This window comes from Serratia sp. NCCP-200, assembly GCF_059697885.1.
In genome coordinates this window covers 361,155-384,970 of record NZ_BAAKUJ010000002.1, presented here as the reverse complement: position 1 = coordinate 384,970, position 23,816 = coordinate 361,155, and the positions used below count along the sequence as shown (strand labels likewise).

At 54.8% G+C, this 23,816-nt stretch carries 24 protein-coding genes; 10 read left to right on the top strand and 14 right to left on the bottom strand.

Annotated features, from left to right (window positions below):
* Positions 1–10: 10 nt before the first annotated feature.
* The 5 genes from hcaD to hcaE are packed head-to-tail and all read right to left on the bottom strand — an operon-like array spanning position 11 to position 4,227.
* Positions 11–1,210 (bottom strand): 3-phenylpropionate/cinnamic acid dioxygenase ferredoxin--NAD(+) reductase subunit, encoded by a 1,200-nt coding sequence (hcaD, locus tag AC6HVW_RS07050; RefSeq protein ID WP_071682295.1) that lies wholly within the window; start codon positions 1,208–1,210, stop codon positions 11–13.
* Between the two features lie 8 nt (positions 1,211–1,218).
* On the bottom strand, positions 1,219–2,031 hold the full coding sequence (hcaB, locus tag AC6HVW_RS07045; protein ID WP_071682296.1) for a 3-phenylpropionate-dihydrodiol/cinnamic acid-dihydrodiol dehydrogenase: 813 nt from the start codon (positions 2,029–2,031) through the stop codon (positions 1,219–1,221).
* Positions 2,031–2,348 carry a 3-phenylpropionate/cinnamic acid dioxygenase ferredoxin subunit gene (hcaC, locus tag AC6HVW_RS07040; RefSeq protein ID WP_071682297.1) on the bottom strand — a complete coding sequence of 106 codons (318 nt, stop codon included), beginning with the start codon at positions 2,346–2,348 and terminating at the stop codon, positions 2,031–2,033. Before hcaC ends, hcaB begins: the two co-directional genes overlap by 1 nt.
* Positions 2,348–2,869, bottom strand: coding sequence for a 3-phenylpropionate/cinnamic acid dioxygenase subunit beta (gene hcaF / locus AC6HVW_RS07035; protein ID WP_071682298.1), 522 nt, complete (start codon positions 2,867–2,869; stop codon positions 2,348–2,350). The genes hcaC and hcaF overlap by 1 nt, the downstream gene beginning before the upstream one ends.
* On the bottom strand, positions 2,866–4,227 hold the full coding sequence (gene hcaE, locus AC6HVW_RS07030; protein ID WP_071682299.1) for a 3-phenylpropionate/cinnamic acid dioxygenase subunit alpha: 1,362 nt from the start codon (positions 4,225–4,227) through the stop codon (positions 2,866–2,868). Before hcaE ends, hcaF begins: the two co-directional genes overlap by 4 nt.
* 136 nt (positions 4,228–4,363) lie before the next feature.
* Between hcaE and hcaR the strand changes: the two genes are divergently transcribed.
* Positions 4,364–5,245 carry a DNA-binding transcriptional regulator HcaR gene (hcaR, locus tag AC6HVW_RS07025; protein ID WP_497569314.1) on the top strand — a complete coding sequence of 294 codons (882 nt, stop codon included), beginning with the start codon at positions 4,364–4,366 and terminating at the stop codon, positions 5,243–5,245.
* Between the two features lie 62 nt (positions 5,246–5,307).
* On the opposite strand, the gene AC6HVW_RS07020 is transcribed toward hcaR, so the two are convergent.
* Positions 5,308–6,252, bottom strand: coding sequence for a DMT family transporter (locus tag AC6HVW_RS07020; protein WP_497569313.1), 945 nt, complete (start codon positions 6,250–6,252; stop codon positions 5,308–5,310).
* 160 nt (positions 6,253–6,412) lie between these two features.
* On the opposite strand from AC6HVW_RS07020, the gene AC6HVW_RS07015 reads away from it, so the two are divergent.
* Positions 6,413–6,901, top strand: coding sequence for a YbaK/prolyl-tRNA synthetase associated domain-containing protein (locus tag AC6HVW_RS07015; RefSeq protein ID WP_059200112.1), 489 nt, complete (start codon positions 6,413–6,415; stop codon positions 6,899–6,901).
* 1 nt (position 6,902) lies between these two features.
* Here the strand turns inward: AC6HVW_RS07015 and AC6HVW_RS07010 are convergent, their stop codons facing one another.
* From AC6HVW_RS07010 to nrfA, 7 genes are read right to left on the bottom strand one after another with little or no spacing between them, the layout of a single operon-like run.
* Positions 6,903–7,484, bottom strand: a complete 582-nt coding sequence (locus tag AC6HVW_RS07010) for a TPR domain-containing protein (RefSeq protein WP_137751131.1) — start codon at positions 7,482–7,484, stop codon at positions 6,903–6,905.
* Positions 7,481–7,867 (bottom strand): heme lyase NrfEFG subunit NrfF, encoded by a 387-nt coding sequence (locus AC6HVW_RS07005; protein ID WP_071682303.1) that lies wholly within the window; start codon positions 7,865–7,867, stop codon positions 7,481–7,483. Before AC6HVW_RS07005 ends, AC6HVW_RS07010 begins: the two co-directional genes overlap by 4 nt.
* The gene (gene nrfE, locus AC6HVW_RS07000; RefSeq protein ID WP_071682304.1) at positions 7,855–9,552 is read right to left on the bottom strand and encodes a heme lyase NrfEFG subunit NrfE; all 1,698 of its coding nucleotides are present in this window, start codon (positions 9,550–9,552) and stop codon (positions 7,855–7,857) included. Before nrfE ends, AC6HVW_RS07005 begins: the two co-directional genes overlap by 13 nt.
* A 31-nt stretch (positions 9,553–9,583) precedes the next feature.
* Positions 9,584–10,531 carry a cytochrome c nitrite reductase subunit NrfD gene (gene nrfD, locus AC6HVW_RS06995; protein WP_497569312.1) on the bottom strand — a complete coding sequence of 316 codons (948 nt, stop codon included), beginning with the start codon at positions 10,529–10,531 and terminating at the stop codon, positions 9,584–9,586.
* The gene (nrfC, locus tag AC6HVW_RS06990; protein ID WP_071682306.1) at positions 10,528–11,199 is read right to left on the bottom strand and encodes a cytochrome c nitrite reductase Fe-S protein; all 672 of its coding nucleotides are present in this window, start codon (positions 11,197–11,199) and stop codon (positions 10,528–10,530) included. Before nrfC ends, nrfD begins: the two co-directional genes overlap by 4 nt.
* A complete protein-coding gene (gene nrfB / locus AC6HVW_RS06985) occupies positions 11,196–11,765 on the bottom strand; it encodes a cytochrome c nitrite reductase pentaheme subunit (RefSeq protein ID WP_081367049.1) in 570 nt (189 codons plus the stop codon). The genes nrfC and nrfB overlap by 4 nt, the downstream gene beginning before the upstream one ends.
* 42 nt (positions 11,766–11,807) lie before the next feature.
* Positions 11,808–13,199: an ammonia-forming nitrite reductase cytochrome c552 subunit gene (nrfA, locus tag AC6HVW_RS06980; protein WP_256221162.1), complete on the bottom strand. Its 1,392-nt coding sequence runs from the start codon at positions 13,197–13,199 to the stop codon at positions 11,808–11,810.
* 478 nt (positions 13,200–13,677) lie between these two features.
* Here nrfA and AC6HVW_RS06975 point away from each other — a divergent pair, with 478 nt between their 5' ends.
* The 3 genes from AC6HVW_RS06975 to AC6HVW_RS06965 all read left to right on the top strand — a co-directional run bounded on the left by AC6HVW_RS06975 (position 13,678) and on the right by AC6HVW_RS06965 (position 15,988).
* Positions 13,678–14,316 (top strand): TetR/AcrR family transcriptional regulator, encoded by a 639-nt coding sequence (locus AC6HVW_RS06975; RefSeq protein ID WP_071682307.1) that lies wholly within the window; start codon positions 13,678–13,680, stop codon positions 14,314–14,316.
* A 3-nt stretch (positions 14,317–14,319) separates the two neighbouring features.
* Complete coding sequence (locus AC6HVW_RS06970) at positions 14,320–15,114, top strand: CPBP family intramembrane glutamic endopeptidase (RefSeq protein WP_071682308.1); 795 nt, start codon at positions 14,320–14,322, stop codon at positions 15,112–15,114.
* Positions 15,115–15,214: 100 nt separating this feature from the next.
* Positions 15,215–15,988 carry a MipA/OmpV family protein gene (locus AC6HVW_RS06965; RefSeq protein ID WP_497569311.1) on the top strand — a complete coding sequence of 258 codons (774 nt, stop codon included), beginning with the start codon at positions 15,215–15,217 and terminating at the stop codon, positions 15,986–15,988.
* Between the two features lie 166 nt (positions 15,989–16,154).
* Here the strand turns inward: AC6HVW_RS06965 and AC6HVW_RS06960 are convergent, their stop codons facing one another.
* Complete coding sequence (locus AC6HVW_RS06960) at positions 16,155–17,084, bottom strand: LysR substrate-binding domain-containing protein (protein ID WP_021180041.1); 930 nt, start codon at positions 17,082–17,084, stop codon at positions 16,155–16,157.
* A gap of 376 nt (positions 17,085–17,460) precedes the next feature.
* Between AC6HVW_RS06960 and AC6HVW_RS06955 the strand changes: the two genes are divergently transcribed.
* The 5 genes from AC6HVW_RS06955 to AC6HVW_RS06935 all read left to right on the top strand — a co-directional run bounded on the left by AC6HVW_RS06955 (position 17,461) and on the right by AC6HVW_RS06935 (position 23,596).
* Complete coding sequence (locus tag AC6HVW_RS06955) at positions 17,461–18,066, top strand: ankyrin repeat domain-containing protein (RefSeq protein ID WP_071682309.1); 606 nt, start codon at positions 17,461–17,463, stop codon at positions 18,064–18,066.
* A gap of 39 nt (positions 18,067–18,105) precedes the next feature.
* Positions 18,106–18,999, top strand: a complete 894-nt coding sequence (locus AC6HVW_RS06950) for an oxamate carbamoyltransferase subunit AllH family protein (protein WP_497569373.1) — start codon at positions 18,106–18,108, stop codon at positions 18,997–18,999.
* Positions 18,959–20,506, top strand: coding sequence for an acyl-CoA synthetase FdrA (gene fdrA / locus AC6HVW_RS06945; protein WP_497569310.1), 1,548 nt, complete (start codon positions 18,959–18,961; stop codon positions 20,504–20,506). The genes AC6HVW_RS06950 and fdrA overlap by 41 nt, the downstream gene beginning before the upstream one ends.
* A complete protein-coding gene (locus tag AC6HVW_RS06940; RefSeq protein WP_024486348.1) occupies positions 20,506–21,924 on the top strand; it encodes a YlbE family protein in 1,419 nt (472 codons plus the stop codon). Before fdrA ends, AC6HVW_RS06940 begins: the two co-directional genes overlap by 1 nt.
* Before the next feature lie 121 nt (positions 21,925–22,045).
* Positions 22,046–23,596: a permease family protein gene (locus AC6HVW_RS06935; protein ID WP_071682313.1), complete on the top strand. Its 1,551-nt coding sequence runs from the start codon at positions 22,046–22,048 to the stop codon at positions 23,594–23,596.
* Positions 23,597–23,816 lie beyond the last annotated feature (220 nt).

Genomic DNA, 23,816 nt, shown 5'->3' with positions numbered 1-23,816 from the left:
CATGGCAGGGCTAAATCAAGCTCTTTAGTGCAACCTGTGGATCAACCAATAGCCTTTCATCTATCTGGCTACCTTGCTGGATCAGCCTGCGAAGATGGCGCATTTCCCGCCCCTGGTTCAGCGTGATGGCCCCCATCAGCCGACCCTCTTGCAACCCAAACCAGATGGCGCTGTGCGCCTCAACGCTGCCGCGCACCAACCAATATTCGCTCTGCATGGCCCCGATAAACTGAATATTGCTGTCGAACTGATCGGTCCAGAACCACACCGGCACCGTGGGCGGTAACGGCTGATCCAACATGGCACAGGCCGCCACCAGTGCCTGCTGGTTGGCGTTATCCCAGGTTTCCAGGCGGACAAGTTGCTCATCCTGACGGCGTAAGGTGACATCTCCAGCCGCATAAATATTGGCAACCGAAGTACGGCAATGGTCGTCGACAATGATGCCGTTGGCAGTCGCTAACCCTGCCTGGATAGCCAGACGATCGTTGGCTTCAATGCCGATGCCATAAATCACCGCGTCACCCATCAGCCGTTCACCGTCCTGCAACGTCAGCACTACGTTTCCCTGTTCCAGAGCGGCGTGCTCAATCTGGGCATTAAGGCAAAGACGCACCTGATGCTGTTGATGCAGGCTCATCAGATAATCGCGCACCGGCGGTGGAGCATTGCGCCCCATCACCATCGCCGCCTGCTCAATCACCGTCACCTCACAGCCACTCTGCTTCGCACTGGCTGCCAACTCGAGGCCAATGGTGCCGGCACCGACAATCAGGATCCGTTGGTTGGCAGTCAGTGCTTCACGTAACCGCCTGGCATCTGCCGCAGTACGCAAGGTATGCGATTTATCACCCAACGCATCCAGCGATATGAGCCGTCGAGCCTTGGCCCCGGTCGCCAACAGCAACCGGTCCCACTCCAGTTCTTCACCATCAGCCAGCAGCACCGTGTGCTGTAAGGTATCGATCGCGACAACCTGCGTATTGCGGCGCAGGACAATGGCATTCTCCTCATAGAAGGAAGCAGGCAGAATGTCTTGCAACTGCGGGGTGGGCGACAGCAACATGGCTTTCGACAAAGGGGGACGTTCGTATGGAATTTCCGCTTCTTCGCCGATCAAGGTGATGCCACCGGTAAACCGTTGTGCACGTAGGGCTGCGGCCGCCATAGCTCCGGCCTGACCACCGCCGATAATCACTATCTGTTTCATGTTGGCTCCTATAGCTGCAATCCACCCGCCACGTGGCGAATACCCCGAATGGCCAGGCCCGCATCGGCATTGATCATCACGCCGCTCAACGTCCGGTTGTTACGGCGCGAGGCCAGCATCAGGTAAGGGCCGGTAAAATCTTCCGGCGCAGGGGAAAATTGCAACGGCAAAATGGCGGCAATCTTTTCCGGCGTCAGCGATTGCATAATCGAGGTGTCCTGCTGCCCAAGCGCCTGTGGACCACGCAAGTCACTGGCCATGCCACAAGGCCCGACGCCATTGACCCGAACCTTGGGGGCCAGTTCATAAGCCAACTGACGGATCAGCCCTACGTCAGCATGCTTGCTGGCGGTATACAGCGGGCCGCCGCCGCCGGGATACCAGGCCGCATTGGAAAGCGTGAAGATCATACTGCCGCAGGAGTGGATCAATGCCGGAGCGCTGGCTTTGGCGCCCAACAGATAGCCTTTGACGTTAACGGCAAACAGCTCGTTAAAGCCGGACTCTAGCTGCTCCGCCGGTGTCGCCAGCAACGAGGCATTATGATCCCAGATACCGGCATTGCCGATAAAACAGTCCAGACGCCCAAAGCGGGACAGCGCCATTGCCACCGCACGCTGATTATCGGCAAAGGAAGTCACGTCACCCTGCACAGCCACAACCTGCTCGCCAAACTGCTGCTGTAACCGGCTGACCTTTTCCGCTGAACGCTCCAGGATCGCCACCCTGGCACCTTCCTCAATAAAACGCGCCACCAGAGCCAGCCCCAAGCCTGAGCCGCCACCGGTTATCAGCACTACGTCATCTTTAAGATCGGACATCAGACGCCCTCCGGTAAATCGATAAACACGGCCCCCTCTAACACGGTGACCTGATAGGTTTGCAGCGGTTCGGTGGCGGGCATGCATAACGCTTTACCGGTCTTCAGGCAAAAGCTGGCCGAATGCAGCGGGCATTCCACGGTCGCGTCATCGTCGAGATAGCCCTCAGACATCGAAGCATTGCCGTGGCTGCAACGATCGTTGATCGCGAAATATTCACCGCCCACGTGAAACAACGCGATCGTCGGCTCAGTATCGAGCCGGAGAGTCTCCCCCTCCGGCAACGCCCCAACAGCACAAGCATGGATTCGTTTCATCAGAACAGGATGCTCATGTTGTGGGAGGTGATAACCGCCTGATCGAGAATGATTTCACGCCCACACAGCCCCCAGCCCTCCTCGGTTGAACGGCGGCGCAGCAGATCGGTACGGGTGCCAACGTAGATGGTTTCGTCACGCTCTTTTTGCGACCGGTAAAGCAGGTAGTTCACTCGCACGGAGAACACATCGGCCTGTGCCGTTTCGCTGATAATGCAGTTGTTGACCATATGGCGAGTCCGGGACGGCGGCTCTTCAGCCCAGGCCATCCCGGTTTCCAGGCGGGCGATCCGGCGTTCAAGCTGTGATTTGGTGTCGTTGAAAATCCAGGTGGTCGGTGGTTGAACGCCTTTGCGCCGATCGCGAGTCTGGGCATTAACCCTAGTGCGCATGGTGTAGCTCAAATCATCGTCAAGCAGTTCCAGCCAGGCACGGAACGCCCAATCATCTAACAGGGCGGCTTCGCGGTAGAGAAACTGGGTAATCTGATGCTGGAGTTCCATAGAGATCGGATGGCTCATTTCATCACCTCCTGCTGGTAGGCTGCGGTTTTCTCTTGGACTTCCTGCCAAGTATCGCTGCTCAGCAAATCCGCCCAACGTTGGTACATGCCGCGCGCGGCGGTTTCAGAAAAGATGTAGTTGGTAATACCGGGGATACCGTCTTCACGGCGTTTTTCCTGATTCAGCCCCATCTCCAGGCATAATGGATTGTGACGGGCCTGGTGGCCTTTGAGCAGTTTCTGGATCTCAGCCCAGTTTTCCGAGTCATCCTGCTCAAGGAAACCGGCAGGGCCAAAGGCTCGAGTGGCGCTATTTTCAAACGCCGCTTTGGTTTCCGGCGAGGCGGCCTTGTCGGCAATGCAGAACGCCCAAACCTCAACCTGATCTGGCCCACGGGGATGCCAGACACGCATAGTGGCGGTGCCATTGAGCCAGGAAAGCGTAGGGAAAATATTGTTATGCCCCGCCAGGCGCAAGGCGCGGATTTGGCCGAGGCGCTGCTCGGCTTCGGGGTAGCTTTCCCGGTAGTAGCGCGAGACTTCACCATCAACCCACACGTTGGCGTCCGGCTTTTCGGTAAAGAAGAAGCCGCAGCCGTGGCCATCCTGGCCGAATTGCACCGCGTCTTTGGCGGTTTCCCACACCGGGCGTGCGGTCTGGTCATTACCCAGTTTTTTATCGCTGCCATCCTGCATGCCGCCCAGTACCTGTACCGCCGAGACATGGCTGAACAGGGCATGATACTGATCGCTGGCGAACTGCTCGGCCGGGAACTTCCAGTTGCAGTTAATCACCCACTTCTGCACGCCACCGACAATTTCGGTGCCGCCTTCCCGCCGATCCAGCAAACCATCCAGATACCAGGCCATATCACCCAGATACTCTTTGAGTGGCGGAGCACTGGTATCCCAGTTGCCAAATATCAGGCCTTTATAGCTTTCGACACCAGGCACTTCCTTCAGCCCCCAATGCGATTTGCACAAGCCTTGTGGATAGGCGCGCGGCTCCAATGGCACCTCAGTCAATTCGCCATCGATGCCATAAGACCAGCCGTGATAAGGGCAGGTAAAAGCACGGGTATTGCCACTGTCCGCGTAGCTGACACGCATCGCGCGATGGCGACATTGGTTGAGAAACGCTTTGATGGAGCCATCTTTCTGACGGATAACGACTACCGCGTCTTCACCCATGTAGGTGTTAAAGAAATCGCCTGGTTTTGGTATTTGGCTTTCATGGGCCAGAAACAGCCAGCAGCGGCCAAATATGCGCTCCAGCTCTAATTGATAAATATCCGGATCGGTATAGATCCGTGGCAGAACTTGCCCATTCAGGGTGTCGATCAGGCTATAGACATCTAATTTTGCGTTGGTGGTCATATTATTTGATCCTCATCCAAGAGATGTATTGACCTTCGTAGGGGTTACGCAAAGGATGTTGCTTTCCAGTTACTATTTTGTGAAATAGTAAAAAACGACCGTACCAGACATTTTTTCTATGATGGGAGCAAAAGGCATGGAGCTAAGACACTTACGTTATTTTGTCGCGGTAGCCGAAGAACTCAATTTCACCCGGGCCGCCGAGAGGCTACATACATCGCAGCCCTCATTGAGCAGCCAGATAAAAGATCTTGAGGGCTGTATCGGCGCGCCATTATTAATAAGAAATAATCGTCAGGTTTCGCTAACCCGCGCCGGAGAGGTGTTTTTACATCAGGCGATCAATATTCTTGAATTGTCAGAGCAGGCAAAACAGCTGGCGCGTAAGGCCATGGAGCAACAGGTTCGGCTGATCATTGGCTTTGTACCCTGTGCGGAAGTGAATATCCTGCCCGACGTTCTGCCCCAGTTACGCCAGCGGCTACCGGCGTCCAGCATCGAACTGGTGAGTATCATTACCACTCAGCAAGAAGATAAGTTATTGAAAGGAGAGATTGACGTTGGTTTTATGCGCCGCCCGATTATCAGTAATCAACTGAACTACCGGGTGGTATATCGTGAGCCCTTGGTAGTGGTGATGCCCATCGATCACCCACTGAGTAAAGAATCGCAGCTAGAACCGCATCATCTTGATGGCGAAAATTTTATCAGCACCGATCCGGCCCACTCCGGCGCGTTGTACCAGATGGTGACAGCCTATCTCGCCGAGACCCGGTGCAATCCCAAGATCGTGCAGGCAGCAACCAATATTCTGGTCACCATGAATCTGGTGGGAATGGGACTGGGCCTGTCCATTGTGCCGCGCTATGTCAGCCATTTTCAGTCATCGAACGTGGTCTTCCGCCCGCTACCGGCCAGTGCACCACAGATTGAATTATTGATGGCCTGGCACAGAGAGAACAGCAGCCCGGCGCTGGCACAGATGATTGACCTGGTGGAAGAACAACCAGAGGGTTAGCCGCATCCAGACCTTTTTTGCAGTCTCAGAACCCACCACTTGGGCGGGTCTTTGAGAGATTGCTAGGCGACAGCTTCGCGCTTTTCCTTACGCACCACGTTGACCCGCCAGATGCCAAAGCACACCAGCACCAGCGCCACGGCATAACGCCATTCCATGATGCTTTCCTGTAAGAAAATGGCCGACAGCACCGCGCCGGAAACCGGGATCAGGAAGTTGAACGGCGCAATCATGCCCACGCGGTTATATTTCAGCAGCAGGCTCCAGAGCGCAAAAGCGACCGAGGACAGCAGCGCCAGGTAGCTCAGGATCGCCACCGATGCCCAACCGTGGAACTCTAACCGCCCCCCCGCCAGATATCCCCCTACCGTCAGCATCACGCCGCCGATGGCCAGTTGCCAGCCGGTCATAATAGTCGGATCGACGGTCTGCGAAATGCGTTTGCCATACAGCGTAGCGGCCGAAAGGATAAACGCAGCGATCACCACAAAACCGTCCCCCAGCCAGCTAAAGCTGAAGTCCATCAGTTGACTGTTGAAGTTCACCACCATCACCCCGGCAAAACCCACCACGCAGCCGACGATTTTATTCATGCTAAGACGATCGTTTTTATAAATGAAATGCGCCAGCAACACGCTAAAGAAGGTGCCGGTCGCGTTCATGATCGATCCTTTTACCCCAGAGGTGTAGGCCAGACCGATATAGAAGAAAACGTATTGCAGCGCCGTTTGCGTGCTCCCTAACACCACCAACTGTGAATACTGGTGCCATGACAAACGGCCGATGGGTTTACCCTGCAAGATGGCAAACAGCAACAATAAGGCCCCGGCAATCACAAAGCGGTAACCGGCAAAAACGATCTTGCCGGAGAGATCGTCGGTGGCGATCTGGAAAATTTCATAACCGTTTTTAATCGCCGGGTAGGCACTGCCCCACAGCAAACAGCAAAAAGCCGCACATAGCCAGACGAACTTCGGCTGGGTAAACAACGACAGGTTAGTCTTCACGCCCCTTTCCTTTCAAAAAATTAAAATCCCGTTTCATAATTGCGTATTATCCGTCAAAACAAAAAAATAGCCCGCTGTTTAATCAATAATTTGGCTGATCTCTTCGCCGTCACAACGCGTTATGATAGGGCAGGATAATCAACACTCAGGAGAACATGGCGTGTCTACCGCAACCTTTAGCCGTTTAACATCCCTTCTTGACCAACACCAAGCCCGCTATCGCGTGGTTGAGCATCCCACGGCAGGGAAATCCGAAGAAGTCGCCAAGATACGCGGCACCCAGTTGGGGCAAGGGGCGAAAGCGTTGGTGTGCCACGTCAAGGGCAACGGCATCAAGCAGCACGTGCTGGCCATCCTGCCCGCCGACCAACAGGCCGATCTCGGCGCGTTGGCACAGGGGGTTGGCGGAACTCGCGCCTCTCTGGCCAGCCCGGTGGAAGTCGACCAACTGACCGACTGCGTCTTTGGCGCGATCCCGCCGTTCAGCTTCCACCCGGATTTGCTGCTGGTGGCCGATCCGCTGCTGTTTGAGCGCTTTGACGAGTTGGCCTTTAATGCTGGCACGCTGGAGCGTTCGCTGATCCTCAACACTGGGGATTATCAGCGCATTGCTGAGCCTAGACTGGTGAATTTCGTCCGCATGGCGTGATTTATTGTTGGCGCAGTAGCAGCTTGGCCATATTGATGGCCTCAATCAGCTGTGGCCGATTAACCCGTGGTGATTGGCTGTCCAACAGGCGTTGCCACAAGTTTATCGCCTTGGCATATTCCGTATGCAAAAAGGCATCGGCAGCCAGCAGCATCAGCGCCGAGACCTCATCCTTATCCAGTGCCAAGGCCTTTGCTATATTGCTCTCCACCTGCGGGGTAATACGCTGCCCCGCCTGGTAATAAAGCACCGTTGCCAACGCCGAGTACAGTTCGGCATTCGCCCCCCGCAGAGCCAAAGCCCGCTGATAGGCAGCCTGCGCATCGGCAAAATTATCGTTAAACAGATAATATTCTGCCAGCTGAGCCCACAACACGCTGTCTTGCGGTGACTGCTCGATCTGTTGTTGTAACTGCTGTAACTCGCTTTCGGCCTGCTGCTGAGGCGTGAGCGGTTGGACAGGCAAGCTGCGCTTATGCTGTTCGGCCAACACGGTGGCCGGGCGGCCGCTGGCCACATACCAACCCGCGGTAAGGCCAAGCACCAGCACGATAAACAGCAGAGTGTAAGAGCGCGATTTCATTCCGCTTTCCTCCGCCGCCATAACACCAGCCCGATCGCCCCCAACATCAGCGGTGGCAGCCCCCAAAGTAACAACGTAGAGGACTCAAAAGCCGGTTGATAACGGACAAAGTTGCCGTAGCGTGCCGTCATAAAACTCATGATTTCCGCCTGCGTTTTGCCTTGTTCGGTCATGGCGAACACCTCATGGCGCATGGCGACCGCCGCAGGGGCATTGGACTCCAGCAGGCTCTGATTCTGGCATTGCGGGCAACGGATCTGGCCTGCCACTGCCAGCGCCCGCTCCTGCATTTCCGGCGAGGTGAATGCCCAGGTATCGACGATCTGGGCCGCCAGCGGCAACGTGATGCTACCCCACAACATCAAAGCGATTAACCAGCGCATGCTTGCCTCCTTTGCCAACCGGTAGCCAACACGCCAATCACCATCAACGCCCCTCCCCACCAGATCCAACGGATGCCGGTCTGCACATAAAAACGCATGGCGTAACGCTGCTCGCCGCTTTTTTCACCCATCACCACGTACCAGTCATGGAAAGCGTTCCAATCGATGCCTGGCTCAAACATCTGTTGGCGGCGGGCGGTGTAAAACCGCCTTTCAGGCGTCAACTGAGCCACGGGCTTGCCTTGCTGGGTAACCTCAATCACCGCCTGTTCACTGGTGAAATTAGCCTGAGCCAGTAGATCTACCGAACGCAGCGTAAATTGGTATCCCGCCAGGCTGACCGTCTCACCCACGGTGACGTTCAGGCTGATTTCATGGCGTTGCAGCGCCGAACTGGCGATGCCTAACGCCGTCAGCAGCACTCCAGCGTGAGCGATCCACTGGGCATAGCGCCGCCGCCTAAATCCGCCGTAACACATCAACACCAATCCCAGCAGCCCAAACGGCAGCAGAACCAGATTGAAATAAGGCGCGCCGACCGAGATCTGCCCCCATCCCATCATCCGATAGAGCATCGGGTACAAAGTGCCCACCAGCACGATCAGGGCGGCGGAGCTGAGAAGCAACAGCGCGCCGAGCAACGCAGGTTTCACCGGGAACGTAACGGCTTTCCCGCGGTTGGCGCGTAACGCATAGATCAAAAACGACGACCCGCTAAGAAACGCAAACAGGATAAACAGCGGCAATGCGCGCTGCTCATCCAGCGCAAAGGCGTGCACTGAAACCAGGATGCCAGAACGCACAATCAGGGTGCCCAACAGGCTGAGAACAAAAGTGCCCAGCGTCAGCAATAGCGACCAATGCCGCAATCCTCCGGTACGCTGGCCGACCGCCAAACTGTGTAACAAAGCGGTCGCGGTCAGCCAAGGGAGCAATGAAGCATTCTCCACCGGATCCCAGAACCACCAGCCGCCCCAGCCCAGTTCGCTGTAAGCCCACCAGGACCCCAAAATGATGCCGGCAGTGAGGAAACACCAGGCCGGTTTGGCCCAGCGCAGGCACTGTCCGGCAATCTCGGCGCTAAACTCCCCTTGCAGCAAAGCTGCCAGCATCAGAGCACTGCAGGTCGCAAATCCTGCATAACCCAAATAGAGCAGCGGAGGATGCAGGATCAGGCCGATATGTTGCAGCATCGGGTTCAGATCGCGCCCTTGAAGCGCGGCGGGAAAGAGCCGAACGAAAGGATCGGAAAAGAACAGGATGAAAAGCAGAAAACAGCCGACGATCAACGCCAGAATGGCCAACGTGAGCGGCTGTAGTGAGCGCACCGATTTAGGGCTGAACAAGGCAAAGCAGGCAGACCAACCGGCCAGGCACAGCAGCCAGAGCAGCAGCGAACCTTCGTGCCCGCCCCACAGCGCCCCGGCCTTCATCAACGGTGGCAACTGGCTGTGACCATGTTGGGCTACGTACATGACCGAGAAGTCATTACTCAAAAACAGCTGTAGCAGAATGGCGAAAGACAGTGCGATTAACACAAAAATGCTCAGGCTCCAGCTACGCACTGGCAACAACCCACCCCAACGGCGATCCATCAACGACAACAGCGTAATGCTAGCCAGCAGCAGCGACGCCGTGCAGGCCAGCAATAACGCAATAAATCCCAGCTCGGGTAACCACAACACATCTACCGCCTTATTCTGCTACAACATGCCCTCAGGCAACCGTCATCTGCCCGGCATACAGAATGAAATAACGCAGCAACAGCACACCACACAGGCTGGCGCCGCTGATCAACAGGATATGGAAATGCTCTTTCCCCCAGCCCAGAGCTTTCAGCAGCAATGGCATAATCAATCCGCAACCAACGACGCCCAACCAGAACCACCAGGACCAGAATCCACCGCCAAGCGCGCCCGACAAGGCACGGAGCTTGCCGTCATCCCCCAGCCACAGGCCGATGAAGAACGCCGCCAGCAGGAAGATCTCCAGCCATACCACTGGCGTCTCCAGGCGATGCAGGAAATGCACTTCCCGGCTGTGCAGATGGCCTTTGGGTCCGAAGGCCGCCACCAGCAGAGCCACCGCGATCCCGGACGAAATGCCCGAGAACAGGAACAGCACCGGTAACAACGGGTTATTCAGCATCGGGTACGACTTCAGCGCCGAAAGCAGGAAGCCGGTATAAGCCCCCAACAGCACCGCCAACACCAGCATCACCGTTTCTATTGGCCGCAACAACGGCAGCAAGCGCTGCAGCAGGCGCGGGATCACCGCCAACTTTGGCAACCAACGCTGTTGTAGCGCCGCCACCTCGTCACGGAAAATCAGCGCCAGCCAGACCACCAGCACCACCATGTAGACCTGGAACAGCATCACCCCCATCGACATCACCGAGGTGAAGCTATAGTGGAACATCAGTTTCCAGAAGGTCCACGGACGGGTCAGGTGGAAAATCAGGATCACCAGCCCAAGCATGACCGAGGTTGGCGCGACAAACAGCGTGGTCAACATTACCCGGCTGTTAGAGGCCCCCTCCTCTGGATGATAGCGGCGCAACAGGATAGCCAGGGTGACCAGACCGGCAGAAATGCCGATCAGGAACAGGTAAATCGCAATGGGCCAGTCCCAGACCAGAGAGTCAAAATGAAAGGCAGAAGTCATTGACTTGTCTCCCCATATTTAAACGGCACGCGATACATTTTTGGCCGTGTCCCTAACGCTATCTTGTAGCGATAAGTGGTCTTTTGCTGCAACATACGCGAAATATCACTGTGCGGATCGTCGAGATTGCCAAAGGTTAATGCCTTGGTGGGGCACGACAATACACAGGCAGGTTGCTTGCCCTGACGCAGGTTGGTCTTGCGGCAAAAATCGCATTTATCCGCCGTTTTGCTCACCGGATGAATAAAGCGCACCCGGTAAGGGCACGCAGCGATGCAGTATTGGCAACCGACACAGAGATCCGGGTTCACGTCGACAATGCCGCTGGCGGCATCGATAAACGAGGCCCCGGTTGGGCAGACATGCACGCAGGGAGCGTCATCGCAATGCTGGCAAGAATGGCGGAAAAACCGGTACTTCACGTCCGGAAATTGGCCTATCGGTTCACTACGAACGATCTCCAGGCGTGAAACGCCCACCGGCACCTGATTGACTTCGCGGCAGGCATCGATACAGGCGGTACAGCCGATGCAACGCGACTCATCGTGGATCATGCCGTAACGGATGCCATTGACGTTCATGGTGCGCGCCAGCAGCTTTTCCGTCAGGGTCGAGCCAGCCGCCAACACGCCAATGCCTACGATAAAACGGCGCCGTGAGCAGCTCATGGCTGCCCCTTATCCAGCCTTACGGACGCTGGATTAAACGCGGGATCATCCTGTTGTTGACGGTGGCAGTCCACGCAGAGCTTGATGCGCCCCTTGTCGTTCAGCCCTTGTACCTTATCTTGCTGCGGGTGCAACGTATGGCAGCTGGCGCAGCTCACCTTGGCCAAATGTACATCATGTGGCCAGAAGGCTTTTTGCAACGTCTCCGGCAAGTGGCAAGACATGCAAACGCTGTTTTGCTGTTCCACGCCGAACATGGGCTCGTTGAAACGCATCACATCCTTCACGCCCTCACGGTGATGCAGCGAAGGTGAGCCGTGACAGTTGGTGCAGGTCAGCGGCAATTTGTTATTCGGGTTAATGGCTCCCGCATGTTTACCGTGCATCGCATTCTGTTGCGGCTTATGGCAGCGCAGGCAGGCCTCATCCGGATTACGTTGCAAGGTGACTTCCGCCGATTTCTGTTGAACCGCGGGGCTGTCGGTCTGGGCCGATACCGGTAATACTGTCAGCCAAAGGCTACAGGCAAGCACCCCGGTAGTTAATAACGAACGCAGTACGCTCATATTGACTCCATTTGTTTACGCCCCACACACGGGGCGGAGGGGTTATTTGCCTAACAGCCCGGTTTTACGTGCCTGTTCTTCCCACTGCGGTACCACCGTCTTGAGGAATTCCTGCTTTTCGGCGTTCAGCTGCGGCATGTCCATACCCAGCGCCAACTGTGCCTTTTCCTTGGTGGAGATGTCCGGCAGCTTGACTTCGGTGGTGATGCCCTTGGTCGCTAACAGACGGATCAACTGAGTACGAGCCTGTGCTGCCTGATCGAGCGCGGTGCCCAAAATGCGCAATGCAACTTCTGGCGCATGCATTTGAATACCGTGGGAAGCGATGGCAAAGTCCCAACGCCACTGTGCATGACGGATATGGGTCAAGATAGGCTTCATCTCGGCTTCGGTCGCTCCGGCATCCCAGGCCGCTTTCGCTTCAAAGTGCGCGTGAACCAGTTGGTCTTCTACCTTCAGCTTGATCTCGTTGATATCCTGCTTACGTTTTTCGACCACCGCCTGCATGCTGGCTTTATCCTGGGTGTGGCAGTTCTTACAGGTTTGTTCGAAGTTATCGAACGGGTTGCCAATTTTGTGATCGGTATAGATCTTGCCTTGGGCGTTTTGCACTTTCGGCATATGGCAGTCGATACAGGTGACGTTGTTCTTGCCATGAATACCCGCGCTCCAGGTTTCATATTCTGGATGTTGGGCTTTTAGCATTGGCGTCTTGGACAGCGGGTTGGTCCAGTCGGAGAATTCGATGTTGTCGTAATACACTTCCATGTCATCGACCGTGGTGCCCTTGTCCCAAGGGAATTTCACCGCTTTGTCTTTACCATCAAAGTAATACTCAACGTGGCACTGCCCACACACCATCGATTGCTGATCGAAGCGGCCTGCCTTGTCAAACGGCTTACCTATCGTTTCCATGGCACGAGCCGCGTAAGGGCGGGACAGGTGTAGCGCAGGTTTACCAGCGGCAAAATCAGCGGAAGCGGTATTGTGGCAATCCGCACAGCCGAGGTTATTGACGATTTCCGGCCCGCCACGCGCCCATTTACCGTGGAAGTAGGCCGCTTCGCCCTGCTCGGCGATCACCCTGGCAACGTCCGGGCTTTTGCAGCTCCAGCAGGCCATTGGCAACGGCCCATCTTCTGCCGTTTTCGGTGCACCGGTACGCAAGGATTCACGAATATCCGTGATGGCATAGGCGTGACCACGCGGTTTGTTGTAATCCTTGGCAAACGGGTACCCGGCCCAGAGAATGACCAGGCGCGGGTCGCCGGCCAAAGCATCTACCCGATCGGACTGCTCGGAGGTCGCCTGCCAGGACTTATATTGGTCAGGGTGAGGTGCAGAGAAGGTTTCATTCTTGGCTTCAACCTTCTGCGGCGTGGCGGCAGGTGTCGTATCTGCCTGTGCCGAGAAAGAGAGAAAAACCGCGTACATCCCTGCCAGAAATAGCATCAATAACTTGCTTACCTTATTCATAAGCATCCCATCCATTTTGCCTGCTTGAGAGCAGTGCTTTTATTAGTCGTTAAGTTCTTGTTAGAACAGATTTTCACCATTACACCGTGCGTAGGGATACCATAGACCACACAAAAAATGTTGTCTTTGGTCAAGTTCCGGCAGGTTGTTCAGTTGTTGATTGAATTTTGCGAGGCAGCGCAAACCCCAACTAACTCTAATGAGTTATTGAAAGATAAGGAGTTGGATGGGGAAACAAAATGATGACACGTACTCGATGTTCCCCCTCCCCCCAAAAAGGAGAGGTGGCTAGTTCGGAGCGGTAGTCAGATACGGAAGGTATTCTGCGGAATATCCACCCCGGCCATTGCGTGCAAAAAATCTGCATTTCTTTGTTGACTGACCGTCAGTCAATTACTACCGTAGCGCTACTCCATACGAAAAAGAGGGATTTAATATGGTACGTACTGTGAAAACGCCAGAGGTGCGCCGGGCTGAAATTTTGCAGGCGGCAAGCGAGCTGTTTCAGGAAATCGGTTATGAGTCGACCTCTGTTGATTCCATCGTCCGCAGCGCAGGCATCGCCAAGGGGACGTTTTATTACTACTTCAAATCTAAAGATGAAGTCCTGGCAGCACTGGCACAGCAACTGTGTGCCGAGATGGTTGCCCGTTCACAAATCATTGCTGACGATCCGCAACTGGGGGCGATTGAAAAGTTCTGCGCCATCATCGCCGCGCAGAATCAAACCGTAGAAGCCGGGCAGGCTTTGGTTGAGGACTTACACCGCCCAGAGAACCGCGCATTGCATGAGCGCAGCAATATTGAAACGGTGTTGGCCTTTGGGCCAATTCTTGCGGCAGTGGTCGAGCAGGGAAACCAGGAAGGTGTTTTTCAGGTTGATGATCCGCTATCAACGGTGCAGTTCATTCTCGCCGGTTCGCTGTTCCTGTTCGGCCACCAGATGTTTAGCTGGACGCCTGAAGAGCAAGCCGCACGTATGCAGGCCATGCTGTTGCTGATTGAGCGCGCCTTCGGTGCCGTTGCCGGGTCTTTTGCCGCCGTATTAGGAGCCAGTATCCAAGGAGAGGAATAAGCTATGATCCCGGTGATCCGTTATTCTCCGCTACGCTTTTTTGGTCTGGTTTTTGCGTTTTCATGGTTACCGTGGGCCATAGCAGCCTATCTGAGCCATTCGCCGGATAGGCTGCAGTCGACGCTCTTCGTGGCTCTGCTGGGATTACTTGGCCCAGCCCTGGCAACAGGGGTGATGATATGGACGGCCCAAGACCGGCGGTTGTGGAGGGATATTCGCAGCAGAGTATTTTCTTTGGCAGGGATAACGCTGGGCCGCACGCTAACCCTATTGGGATTGATTCTGCTGCCGTTACTGACGGCCATTTGGCTGTCAGTGCGGCTAGGTTTGGATACCACCCAGTTTGCTTTTTCCAGCGGTTTTCTGCCCATGCTACCGCTGGCACTGATCGCCTCAATACTGGAGGAACTAGGCTGGCGCGGTTATGGCGTCGACAGCCTGAGGAGCCGTTGGCCAATGCTGCTGCCCACCTCGTTGATATTTTTTGGGCTATGGGCACTCTGGCATTTACCCTTATTCTTTATTGCAGACACCTATCAGCATCAACTATGGCAGGCCGGGAGAATATACGTTACCAACTTTTTTATCAGCATGTTTCCTGCCGCCGTGCTGGCCAATTGGTTCTACTATCATTGTCAGCGTAGCATTCCGGCAGCCATTTTATTTCACTTTACCCTGGTGATGGCGGCAGAGCTTATGCAGGTTGCACCGCTGACCAAATGTATCTGGACGGCCCTATTATTGTTGATAGCCACTTTACTTATTGCCATTGAACAGGAGCTATTTTTCAAAGAGTAAGTAACATTACGTCATTAATACCTTAATAAGAATTAAATTTCAGTTGTCAGCTTATTATCGGCTGATGGCAATCTTTTGACTTAAATCTGGGATATCTATCATGATGGAATATAATTTTATATCTGTTCGTAAGCCACGCCTCTCAGTTGATGCTCTTTCGCTGACGGCCATATTATTAACGGGCAATGCCTATGCTGGCGATTGGTCGGTAGGGGCTGGCGTTCTGGCAGAACAGTTACCCTATCGCGACTATAATGCACAATATATGCCGCTACCCATTGTGACTTATCAAGGGGAGCAGTTTTTTATTAATAGCCAAGGGATCGGCATTAATCTTCTGAGTTCCGAGAAGCATAGTCTGCATTTGGCGGTTAACTACTCCCCGCTAAGCTTTAAGCCTGCGGATAGCGACGATCCGACGATGAAGACGCTGGACAAGCGGCGAGCGACCGCCATGGCAGGCATCGGTTATCAGTATCATGCCGATTGGGGGAGCCTTAACGCTGATATTGCAACCGATGTGTTGGGTTATAGCGACGGCGTAATTGCCGATGTCGGCTATCAGTACCGCTTCCAGTTTGGCAAATTGCAGCTGGTACCCGGTTTCGGCATGCGCTGGCAAAACCGCGCCTTCAATAATTACTATTTTGGTATCAGCGAACGGGAGTCACAGCGTAGCGGAATGCAACAATACCGGGCGACAAGTGGCGTCACATCTTACATTTCTCTCGCCAGCTATTATGCCATTAACAACGACTGGCAGCTGTTCCTGATGGGATTTAATGAGCAGATGAGCGACACGGTGAAAGATAGCCCGATGACCAACCGTGATTATAGTATCAATGCCGTGGCCGGCGTTTTATATAGTTTCTGATCGACATATTATTTGATAATAACCAGCGATGACTCCCAATACGCATTTATGGGAAGGGACTGTTTTCGCCATAACCCACTGCACCTTAATTTGTAACTAGCCAGCTTTTAAGGTGCAGTTTACTTTCTGCCAGGGTAAGGGGATTTTACGCATCAAGATACTCACCTCACTCCCGATAGAGCAAATCCCCATAAATCCCAGTCAGCACCCCACCCGGAGCGAACTGCTTTTTGATCCACTGGGTCACCTGCCCGGTTGCCGCATGCTGTGTCGCCAGCAGCATGCTGGAATCCTGCCGTGGGTTATGAATGGCGCGGGTAGCCAATAGCCCTTCCGCTACCGGCTCACGCGCCATATATTCCGGCAGGAATCCAATCCCTTCACCCAAAATCTGGCATTGGCACTTGGTGTTAAAGTCCGGCACCAGGATTGCTTCCTGCCCGTGCAGCAACCACCCTACCTTCTTGTTGATAGTATGCGCGGTGTCTTCCACCATGATGTTGGGATAAAGCCGTAGCTGGCTCTCAGAGATCGGCTCTGGCATAAACGCCAAGGGATGATCGGGCGCAATGGCGAATACCCAACGGATGGCGCCGATTTCGGTGTAATCAATGCCGCCGCCGTCCAGTAACGTATCCGGTGCGCCAATGGCGATATTGGCCTGGTTGTTGATGATGGAATCCCAGACGCCGTTGTATACCTCGGTGGTCACCGTGATATGGCAGGTGGGGAATTGCTTCTTCAGCACCTGTAACAACCGAGCGGTATGCCGTGGGGTATAGAGCAACTGATTGATACAGATGCGCACACGCGCCTCTATGCCCTGCGAGATAGTATCAATACCGCGCTTGATGGCATGGAAGTCGTTGAGTAGATCGGTCGCTTTACGGTAGAAGTAAAAACCGGACTCGGTGAGTTCGATGCTGCGCGTACTGCGGTTAAACAGCACGACGTCCAGCCCGGTTTCCATCCGTTTGATGGTATAGCTGATGGCCGAGGTCGTCAGATCCAGCTCTTTGGCCGCCTTGCTGAAGCTGCCAAACCGCGCCGTGGTGGTAAATGCCAACAGGTTTTCTTCGGTAAAAATAGAATTCATGACTCCTCCTCCCCCCATGGACGCATTGTTGAATGTATTTGTAAATCCTATGACACGCAACCAGTATTGAACAAAATTTAACACTGCCATTACAACTGATTTGAAGACAATCACACTTCTGATTATTAGTTTGGAGCCTGATGTGGCGGGAGGTGACAGCCCATTGTCCGCAGAGACGTTTGCCAAGGCAAAAGGCGCAAAACATAAGAGAAAGATTGCGCCGACGCACAGTTTGCCTTTATTGTTGAATTACTTTCAATAATTATACCCTTTGCGATGAATGATTCTTAAGCGGATGTTTTTATCCAGCATCTGTTGCTATTCTCAGTAGCAATGAAAGCATCCAAAGCCCACTGGAAAAATAGGGAGCTAGAATATGTCTGATAAAGCGCTAATCACAGAATTTCTTTTTGCGGCGGAACAGGGCGACAGCGACGCGCTGAAAAGCTGCCTGAGTAAAGGAGCGGATATCAATGCCACCAACCGCCAAGGCCGCACCGCAATTACGCTTGCCAGCCTGAATAAACATTACGACTGCGTGGCATTATTAATCGCTGCCGGTGCCGATATTGATAAGCAAGATCAGACCTGTTTTAACCCCTTCCTGCTGAGCTGCCTGAATAACGACTTAACGCTGCTACGCTTGGTATTGCCAGCCAACCCGGATTTGGATCGCTTAACACGCTTTGGCGGCGTGGGTATTACCCCGGCCAGTGAAAAAGGCCACGTCGACATTGTGCGTGAATTGTTAACGCGTACCGAAATTAACGTCAACCACACCAATTTTGTTGGTTGGACGCCGCTGCTGGAAGCCATTGTATTGAATGATGGCGGCGCGAAACAGCAAGAGATTGTCAAATTACTGCTCGATCACGGTGCGAATCCTCATATGACCGACAAATATGGTAAATCGCCCCTGACGCTGGCCCGTGAAAAAGGCTATCACGAAATTGCTGAACTGCTGGTTGCCGCCGGCGCTTAACAGAGGAGAAATGCCATCGCACAGCCGCAACGGCAGTGCATTACAGCGTTATCGGCGGAGGTGGCGTTCCCCCGCCAGCGGCTAAGTGGGCAGGTCGAACAGGTTTTTTCCCGCGCGGTAAACCTGTTCGTTCCCGAGCAGAACATGCTCTACACGTTATTAAGCGACGAGTACGATAACGCCCCCAATAGTTGCCGCATAGCGCTCAGGCACTGTGACCAGATATTTAGCCCAGGAGATCGCGTCGAGTTTTCTCAGGGTGGCATTGAAATAGGTCAGCATAGTTGGATTGATTTTTCCCACTGCCAGACATGGCAACAGCCTGACCTGTATTTAACCGAAGCAAGCAGAGCATCTATTGCTTGGCACCAATGGGGGACATGCATTAACCAACAGGCTTCATCCGGTAATTCGCTGTTTAATTACCGTGGCGAGAATATATTTTATCGGGAAATGGCCAGATTATTACAACTGCATCGTGATGCGTTATTTCTGGCGATATGGCGCAATGAAGATCCCGACGAAGCCTTACATTCTCTCATTGGTTTGGGAATTGGCCTGACGCCTTCTGGTGATGATTATCTGGTTGGGCTTTGCTCTATATTACTGCTGCCCGGTCATCCAGCGCAAAAGTATCGCGAGGTTTTTCTGGCGGTGCTGGAAAAAGCACAACATAAAACCACGCTGCTAAGCGCTATTACCTTAGAGGCGGCAATCAATCAGCGTTACCGACAGGTGATAAGTCACCTGTTAGAAAAATTAATACACGACGATCGTCACCTTATTATCGATACCATTAACAAGATTAAACAGATTGGTTCAAGTTCGGGCTGCGACATGCTGTATGGCATGGCCGATGCCTGCCTCTTGACCTCATATTTTGGAGAAAAATATGCCCATCAGGATCGTGGTAAAAAACAACACCTGGTTTGACTCTGTTTCGCTGATGTCTATTTCCACCAAAGCGAACAAACTTGAAGGCGTTGAACAAGCGTTTGTGGCCATGGCCACGGAGATGAACAAAGGGGTGCTGGAGAACCTGGGCTTGTTAACCCCAGAGCTGGAAGCCGCCAAAAACGGCGATCTGATGATCGTGATTAAGGGGGCCAGCGATGAAGCTAACGAGGCAACCCTACAGGCGATCGAAGCCTTGTTCACCCACAAGGATAAAGGTGGCCGCCACGAAGCGCGCTACGCTACCCTCGCCAGTGCGAAAACTCATATCCCGGAGAGCAACCTCGCGGTGATCTCGGTCAACGGGTTGTACGCGGCACGTGAGGCTCGTCAAGCGCTGGAAAACGATCTCAACGTGATGCTGTTCTCCGATAACGTCTCCATCGAGGACGAATTGGCGCTGAAACAGTTGGCACATGAAAAAGGCCTGTTGATGATGGGGCCTGACTGCGGCACCGCCATCATTAATGGCACCGCTCTGTGTTTTGGTAACGCGGTTCGCCGTGGCAACATCGGTATTATCGGCGCATCCGGCACCGGTAGCCAGGAGCTGAGCGTGCGTATCCATGAGTTTGGCGGCGGCATTTCGCAACTGATTGGCACCGGCGGGCGCGATCTGAGTGAAAAGATCGGCGGCCGGATGATGCTGGATGCGATAGCGATGCTAGAGAACGACAACGGTACAGAAGTGATTGTACTGGTCTCCAAGCCCCCTGCCCCAGCCGTGGCACACACCGTGCTCGAACGGGCCCGTGCCTGCCGTAAACCCGTAGTGGTTTGCTTCCTTGGGCGCAATGAGCCACCAGCCGATGAGCCAGGATTGCAGTTTGCGCGTGCAACCAAGCAGGCAGCGTTAAAGGCCGTGCTGCTTACCGGCATCAAAGAAGAGTCTCTCGACCTGCATCCACTGAACTGGCCGCTGATTGAAGAAGTGCGTGCCAAACTGACACCGCAGCAAAAATACATTCGCGGTCTGTTCTGTGGCGGCACCCTGTGCGACGAAGCGATGTTTGCCGCACTGGAAAAATACGACGACGTCTACAGCAATATTCAACCTGACCCGGCCATGCGCCTGCAAGACCTCAATCGCAGCGTGGCACACACCTTCCTCGACTTTGGCGATGACGACTTCACCAATGGCAAACCGCACCCGATGATCGACCCGACCAACCGCATCCAACGTCTGTTACAGGAAGCGCGCGATCCCGAAGTTGGCGTGATCGTGATGGACTTCGTGCTGGGCTTTGGCTCTCACGAAGATCCGGTGGGCGTAATGATCGAGGCGATCAAAGAGGCCAAGGCCATTGCGGCCAGCGAGAGCCGACCGTTGGAGATCCTCGGCTATGTGCTGGGCACCGATCTCGATACGCCGTCGCTACAGCAGCAGTGCCAGATGCTCACCGATGCGGGCGTGATCTGGGCGAGTAGCAGCACCAATACCGGATTGCTGGCGCGCGAATTTGTCTGTAAAGGAGGGAAAGCCTGATGAGCCACTCATTATTTAACCAACCGCTGAACGTCATTAACGTCGGTATCGCCATGTTCAGTGATGACCTGAAAAAACAGCATGTGCCAGTAACCCAGCTCGATTGGACTCCGCCGGGCCAGGGCAATATGGCGGTGGTTGAGGCGCTCGATCAGATTGCCTCCCCAGCGCTTGCCGAGAAAGTGGCTGCCGCCAACAAACTGGCGCTGGAACGCATTATTCAGTCGCATCCGGTGCTGGTAGGTTATGACCAGGCGATCAACGTCGTCCCTGGTATGACGCGCAACACCATTTTACATGCAGGCCCGCCGATCACCTGGCAGAAGATGTGTGGTGGGATGAAAGGCGCGGTCACCGGTGCGCTGGTGTTTGAAGGACTCGCAGCCAACCTCGACGAAGCAGCAGAATTGGCAGCTTCTGGCGAAATCATCTTCTCGCCGTGCCATGAGCATGACTGTGTCGGTTCGATGGCGGGTGTGACGTCTGCATCGATGTTCATGCATATCGTAGAAAACAAAACCTACGGCAACCGCGCTTATACCAATATGAGCGAGCAGATGGCGAAGATCCTGCGCATGGGGGCCAATGACCAGAGCGTGATCGACCGCCTGAACTGGATGCGCGATGTGCAAGGCCCGATGCTGCGCGATGCCATGAAGCTGGCCGGTGAGATCGACCTGCGGCTGATGCTGGCACAGGCGCTGCATATGGGCGATGAGTGTCACAACCGCAACAATGCGGGCACTACGCTGCTGATCCAGGCGCTGACGCCGTGGATTATCCAGGCGGGCTACCCGGTAGAGCAGCAGCGCGAGGTCTTCGACTTTGTCGCCAGCAGCGATTACTTCTCCGGCCCAACCTGGATGGCAATGTGTAAAGCGGCGATGGATGCGGCACACGGCATTGAATACAGCACCGTGGTTACCACCATGGCACGTAACGGCGTTGAGTTTGGTCTGCGCATCAGCGGGCTACCAGGCCAGTGGTTTACCGGCCCGGCGCAGCAGGTTATCGGCCCGATGTTTGCAGGCTATAAACCTGAAGACTCCGGGTTGGATATCGGCGACAGCGCCATTACCGAAACCTACGGCATTGGCGGTTTTGCTATGGCGACAGCTCCGGCCATCGTTGCACTGGTAGGGGGCACGGTGGATGAAGCGATCGATTTCTCGCGCCAGATGCGTGAAATCACCCTGGGCGAAAACCCCAACGTCACCATTCCCCTGCTGTCGTTTATGGGGATCCCAACGGCGATCGATATTACCAAGGTCGGCAGCAGTGGCATCCTGCCGGTGATCAACACCGCCATCGCCCATAAGGATGCAGGGATCGGCATGATCGGTGCCGGGATTGTGCACCCGCCGTTCACCTGTTTTGAGAAAGCAATACTGAGTTATCGCGACCACTACTGCCAATAAAAAAATAACGGGGCTAACCCAGCGTTAGCCCCACCTGACACCAGAGAGTTGTTCACCTGCAGGACCAATGGCGATCTCGTGGATCGTCGAGAGTTGTTAAACGACCTGTGAAGGATTTTCCATGAACAAAATGAAATTAGAGTGGAAACGCGGTGACTGGGCAGCCTACTTCGGGCTGATGACCAATAACCTGACCAACCTGCTCACCATGATGGGGCTGCTCATCTTCGTAGTGGGTATCCCAAAAGAGATCGTCTACGGGCGCATAGCCCCGGCCTTTGGACTGGCCGTGATGATGGCCAGCATCTGTTACACCTGGTTTGGGCTGCAAATGGCTCGCCAGACCGGGCGGAGCGATGTGACCGCGCTGCCGTCTGGCCCGAGCGCACCGTCTATTTTTACCGTAACCTTCCTGGTGCTGATGCCGGTTTATCAGTCGACCGGCGATGCGGACTTTGCCATTGCGATCGGCCTGGTGTGGTGCTTTGTTGAAGCACTGATCCTGGTGGGCGGTTCTTTCCTCGGCGAAACCATCCGCAAGATGATCCCGCGCACCGTGCTGCTCTCCTGCCTTTCCGGCCTGGGGCTGTTGCTGCTGGCGATGAACCCGATGCTGCAAGCGTTTGAAGCGCCAACCGTTTCGTTCATCGTGCTGCTGCTGATCTTTATCAACTGGTTTGGTAAAAAGCCCATATTCGCCCGCATTCCGACCGGTTTGCTGCTGCTGATCGCCGGTACCGCGCTGGCATGGATCTCCGGCCTGCAAAGCCCAGATGCGATTAAAGCCTCGATGTCTTCCTTTGGCTTTAACCCGCCGGGGTTCCATGTCGACAGCTTTATGCAGGGCCTGCCACACGCGCTGCCGTATCTGGCCTCTGCCGTCCCGCTGGGATTGGCGAACTACATCTTTGACCTGGAAAACATCGAGAGTGCCCACGCCGCCGGGGATGAATACAACACCCGCAAAGTGATGATGGCCAACGGCCTCTCCTCCATGTTCGGCTGCCTGCTGGGCAACCCGTTCCCGGTGACCGTATATGTTGGCCACGCCGGTTGGAAAGCCATGGGGGCCAGCATTGGTTACACCTTGGCTTCCGGCTTGACGATGTTCCTGGTACCGCTGTTCGGGCTGGGTGCCTTTATGTTGGCGGTGATCCCGATGACGGCGATCGTGCCTATCCTGGTGTTTATCGGCGTGGTTACCGCCAACCAGGTGGTGAGGGAAACCCCGAAAATCGAAGTCCCGGTGATCTTCATCTGTCTGTTCCCGTGGATCGCCAACTGGGGATTAACCGTGGTCAACAGCGTGCTGGGTGCGGCGGGCACCTCGGGAGCCAAGCTGGGCGCAGAGTTGCTGCACAGTAAAGGCGTGTATTACCAGGGGCTGGTGCATTTGGGTAGCGGTGCTCCGCTGGCCAGTATGCTTTGGGGATGTGTCGCGATTTTCGCCATCATCAACAAACCGCTGCGTGGTGCGGTAGCGGCGGCAACCGGTGCGCTGCTGGCGCTGTTCGGCGTGATCCATGCGCCAGCCGTGGGCTTTGCCGAGGGAAGCTCGTTGCTGTTCACGCTGGCTTACCTGATGATGTCGGCCATGTTTGTACTGAAGCATTTCCTCGATAGCCGTGAAACGGTGGCTGCCGCAGTGCAAGAGCCAACCAAGACCGCCTGACCCCTCACCCCACCCCTCTCCCACAGGGAGAGGGAGCTGCCCCGAGAGCACAACTAGTCCGTACAGCTTCGGAAAGTAGGGAGTAATAAAAGCCAGGTATTACACGGGAAAATCAACGAACTCGATCGGTTCCCTCACCCCAACCCTCTCCCACAGGGAGAGGGAGCTGCCCCGAGAGCACAACTAGTCCGTACAGCTTCGGAAAGTAAGGAGTAATAAA

Excerpts from the sequence above, each read along its gene's own strand:
- hcaF (WP_071682298.1), bottom strand. The coding sequence starts at position 2,869 with ATGAGCCATCCGATCTCTATGGAACTCCAGCATCAGATTACCCAGTTT.
- AC6HVW_RS07005 (WP_071682303.1), bottom strand. The coding sequence starts at position 7,867 with ATGCGCTGGTTAATCGCTTTGATGTTGTGGGGTAGCATCACGTTGCCG.
- nrfC (WP_071682306.1), bottom strand. The coding sequence starts at position 11,199 with ATGAGCTGCTCACGGCGCCGTTTTATCGTAGGCATTGGCGTGTTGGCG.
- AC6HVW_RS06935 (WP_071682313.1), top strand. The coding sequence starts at position 22,046 with ATGAACAAAATGAAATTAGAGTGGAAACGCGGTGACTGGGCAGCCTAC.
- AC6HVW_RS06955 (WP_071682309.1), top strand. The coding sequence starts at position 17,461 with ATGTCTGATAAAGCGCTAATCACAGAATTTCTTTTTGCGGCGGAACAG.
- nrfB (WP_081367049.1), bottom strand. The coding sequence starts at position 11,765 with ATGAGCGTACTGCGTTCGTTATTAACTACCGGGGTGCTTGCCTGTAGC.
- AC6HVW_RS06965 (WP_497569311.1), top strand. The coding sequence starts at position 15,215 with ATGATGGAATATAATTTTATATCTGTTCGTAAGCCACGCCTCTCAGTT.
- AC6HVW_RS06970 (WP_071682308.1), top strand. The coding sequence starts at position 14,320 with ATGATCCCGGTGATCCGTTATTCTCCGCTACGCTTTTTTGGTCTGGTT.
- AC6HVW_RS07010 (WP_137751131.1), bottom strand. The coding sequence starts at position 7,484 with ATGAAATCGCGCTCTTACACTCTGCTGTTTATCGTGCTGGTGCTTGGC.
- hcaC (WP_071682297.1), bottom strand. The coding sequence starts at position 2,348 with ATGAAACGAATCCATGCTTGTGCTGTTGGGGCGTTGCCGGAGGGGGAG.
- hcaB (WP_071682296.1), bottom strand. The coding sequence starts at position 2,031 with ATGTCCGATCTTAAAGATGACGTAGTGCTGATAACCGGTGGCGGCTCA.
- hcaD (WP_071682295.1), bottom strand. The coding sequence starts at position 1,210 with ATGAAACAGATAGTGATTATCGGCGGTGGTCAGGCCGGAGCTATGGCG.
- nrfD (WP_497569312.1), bottom strand. The coding sequence starts at position 10,531 with ATGACTTCTGCCTTTCATTTTGACTCTCTGGTCTGGGACTGGCCCATT.
- AC6HVW_RS06960 (WP_021180041.1), bottom strand. The coding sequence starts at position 17,084 with ATGAATTCTATTTTTACCGAAGAAAACCTGTTGGCATTTACCACCACG.
- nrfA (WP_256221162.1), bottom strand. The coding sequence starts at position 13,199 with ATGTACGCGGTTTTTCTCTCTTTCTCGGCACAGGCAGATACGACACCT.
- AC6HVW_RS06975 (WP_071682307.1), top strand. The coding sequence starts at position 13,678 with ATGGTACGTACTGTGAAAACGCCAGAGGTGCGCCGGGCTGAAATTTTG.
- AC6HVW_RS06940 (WP_024486348.1), top strand. The coding sequence starts at position 20,506 with ATGAGCCACTCATTATTTAACCAACCGCTGAACGTCATTAACGTCGGT.
- fdrA (WP_497569310.1), top strand. The coding sequence starts at position 18,959 with ATGCCCATCAGGATCGTGGTAAAAAACAACACCTGGTTTGACTCTGTT.
- hcaR (WP_497569314.1), top strand. The coding sequence starts at position 4,364 with ATGGAGCTAAGACACTTACGTTATTTTGTCGCGGTAGCCGAAGAACTC.
- hcaE (WP_071682299.1), bottom strand. The coding sequence starts at position 4,227 with ATGACCACCAACGCAAAATTAGATGTCTATAGCCTGATCGACACCCTG.